Origin of the sequence: Nocardia sp. CC201C (assembly GCF_030010695.1) — a bacterium.
In the GTDB taxonomy this organism is placed as follows: Bacteria; Actinomycetota; Actinomycetes; order Mycobacteriales; family Mycobacteriaceae; genus Nocardia; species Nocardia otitidiscaviarum.
The window spans coordinates 1-2880 of sequence record NZ_JASCXP010000616.1; the positions used below are offsets into that span (position 1 = coordinate 1).

At 69.0% G+C, this 2880-nt stretch carries 2 protein-coding genes and 1 pseudogene; 2 read left to right on the forward strand and 1 reads right to left on the reverse strand.

What is annotated here, in order from left to right:
• Positions 1–50 precede the first annotated feature (50 nt).
• Complete coding sequence (locus QK444_RS34950) at positions 51–2189, reverse strand: glycoside hydrolase family 15 protein (protein ID WP_282786270.1); 2139 nt, start codon at positions 2187–2189, stop codon at positions 51–53.
• A 65-nt stretch (positions 2190–2254) separates the two neighbouring features.
• Here QK444_RS34950 and QK444_RS34955 point away from each other — a divergent pair, with 65 nt between their 5' ends.
• Together QK444_RS34955 and QK444_RS34960 are read left to right on the forward strand one after the other, a co-directional pair.
• Entirely contained in the window at positions 2255–2494 is a 240-nt protein-coding gene (locus tag QK444_RS34955) for a hypothetical protein (RefSeq protein WP_282786271.1), read from the forward strand.
• Positions 2495–2640: 146 nt separating this feature from the next.
• Positions 2641–2880, forward strand: a pseudogene (locus tag QK444_RS34960) (hypothetical protein); the annotation flags it as partial.

Here is a 2880-nt window from a genome sequence, read left to right on the forward strand (position 1 = left end):
GGCTGTTTTATTTTAAAAACCGCCGGGGGGCGCCCCCCCCACCGCTCGCGTCAGCGTCCCGGATGCGCCGGGCTGAACTGCCCCGCGCCGTGCGACTCCTCCGCGCGGATCACGTGCATGACCGCGTTGATGAGTGCCAGATGCGTGAACGCCTGCGGAAAATTGCCCAGGTGCCGTCCGGTGCGGGTGTCGATCTCCTCGGCGTAGAGCTTGAGCGGGCTGGCGTAGCCGAGCAGCCGCTCGCACAGGTGCCGGGCCCGCTGTAGTTCGCCGATCTCGACCAGCGCCGACACCAGCCAGAACGAGCAGATGGTGAAGGAGCCCTCCTCGCCGGACAGCCCGTCGTCGGTGGTCTCGGTGCGATAGCGCAGCACCAGGCCGTTCTCGGTGAGCTCGTCGGCGATGGCCAGCACGGTGGCGCGCACCCGGTGGTCGTCCGGCGGCAGGAAGCGGTTGAGCACCACCAGCAGCAGCGAGGCGTCCAGGGCGTCGTTGCCGTAGGTCTGGGTGAACACGCCACGCGAGTCGACACCGTGCTCGAGGACGTCGGCGTGGATCTCGTCGGCGATATCGCGCCACTTCTTGGCGTAGTCGTACTCCCCGTGCAGCTCGGCCAGTTTCGCGCCGCGATCCAGCGCGACCCAGCACATCACCTTGGACGAGGTGAAATGCTGCGGCTCGCCGCGCACCTCCCAGATGCCGCGATCGGGCTTGCGCCAGTTCTCGATCGCCGCCTGCACCTGCCGTTCCAGCATGGGCCACAACGTCTCCGGCACCTGCTGACGCGACTTCACGTGCAGGTACACCGAATCCAGCAGCGTGCCCCAGATATCGTGCTGGTCCTGCTGGTAGGCGGCATTGCCGATGCGCACCGGCCGCGCGCCGTCGTAGCCGGACAGATTCGGCAGTTCGTACTCGCGTATCTCACGCTCCCCGCCGATGCCGTAGAGCACTTGCAGCGCAACCGGATCCCCGTTGTCGTCGCGGCACACATCGTGCAGGAAGGCGAAGAAGTCGTCTGCCTCGCGGTCCAGGCCCAGTGTGTACAGGCCCCACAGGGCGAAGGTGGAGTCCCGCACCCAGGTATAGCGATAGTCCCAATTGCGTTCCCCGCCCGGGGTTTCCGGCAGGGATGTGGTGGCCGCCGCGAGCAGCGCGCCGGTCGGCGCGTAGGTGAGGCCCTTCAGCGTGAGCGCGCTGCGTTGCAGATATCCGCGCCACGGATGATCCGGGAAGCGTCCCAGGGTGATCCACTGCCGCCAGCACTCGGTGGTCTGCCACATCTTCTCCGCCGCGTCGGCGAAGGTGCGCGGCGGCGGCAGCTCCGACCAGGACAGCGCGACGAACACCTGGTCGCCCTCCTGCATCCGGGTGCGGGCGCGGGCCTCCCGGCCCTCGAGCCCCAGCCGCAGGTCGGTGGTGAGGGTCAGTGCGGGGCAGTCGTCACCGCCGCGCGCGGTGGCCTGCTCGTACACCTCGCCGGTGTACTCCCACCGGGCCGGGGCCCCGTGGTACTCGAAGGCCGGTTCGCAGCTCATCTCCAGCTCGACGACGCCGTTCACGCACTTCACGGTGCGCAGCAGCATATGCTCGGCGTCCCAGTCCATCGGGGTGCGGCGGTGGGTGCGGCTGCGCTGGGTGGTGTTGTGCCAGGGGCCGAGCACCAGCGCGTCGCGCACGATGAGCCAGCCGGTCTCGGTTTGCCAGGTGGTCTCCACGATCAAGCCGCCGGGCAGGTAGCGGCGGGCGGCGGGCACATTGCGGCCGTACGGGCCGATGCGGAAGTGTCCGGCGCTGCGGTCCAGCATGGCGCCGAACACGCTGGGGGAGTCCGGTCGCGGCAGGCACAGCCACTCCACCGAGCCGTTGCGGGCGACCAGGCAGTTGGTCTCGCAGTCGGACAGGAACGCGTAGTCGTCGATGGGCGGGAAGATGGAGCGGTGACTCGGGCCCGACGCGGACGGGAGATAGTCGTCGGGGACGTCGGGTGGGTCGCCCAGGCCGTCGCGGGGCGGGACCGATGGACCGGTGCCGGCGTCCTCCGAGGGGCTGCGCGGATCGCCGCCGCCCGCGTGGTCCGCCGCACGGCCGCTCGACTCGCCCCCGGTCGGGTCCGGAAGCCTTCCCGTTGCGTCGCCGTACCCGGCGCGTAGGTTGCCGTCGGGCTCCGGTTCGTCATAGGACGCCATACCCTCATCATGGGTCCACCCGGCCCAGCTCGTCCACCGCCACGCGTTCGGCCTAGGCTGGAGCCGTGCATCGGATCGCAGATTGGTGGGACGGCGTCGAGCTCTGGGTCGCCGGGCTGCCATTCGTACCCCAGTTCGCCGTCGTGCTGGCCGCCATGGTGCCGGTCTGCTTCGGGATCGCCTACCTGCTCGACCGGGTGCTGCGCATTGCCCTGCGCTTACTGGGCCGCGACCGCGTCGCCGCACGCGAAGCCGTCGTCACCACTCCCGCACCGCGCCGGATCTCGACCAAGGAAACCGTCTGATGCCCCGCTCTCGTGTCCAGCTCGCCCTGATCGCCCTGCTGGTCCTGGTCGTCATCGCCTGGTTCTTCACGCGCTGAGCGAATGTCACGCGGTCGCCACCTGGTTCCCGCGCGGATTGTCACTTCGTTCGCGTACGCTCCGGCCCCATGACAACCGATGAGGGTGTGGAACTGGAACAGCTCCTCGAAGTGGAGTACGAAGACGAGCCGCGGCTCATCGCAACCCATTACTGCGGCCCCGACGAGGCCATCGACATGGTGAAGGCCGCCCAGCTGCTCGGCTTGGGCGTACGCCTGTCCAACCGGATCCGTCCCGATGAGGACGACGCCGAATCCGCCACCGAGGAATGGATCCTCGACATTCTCGAGACGCCGCCGGTGGTGGAG

Bases quoted from the DNA above. Each gene is read 5' to 3' on its own strand.
- QK444_RS34950 (WP_282786270.1), bottom strand. From the start codon at position 2,189: ATGGCGTCCTATGACGAACCGGAGCCCGACGGCAACCTACGCGCCGGG.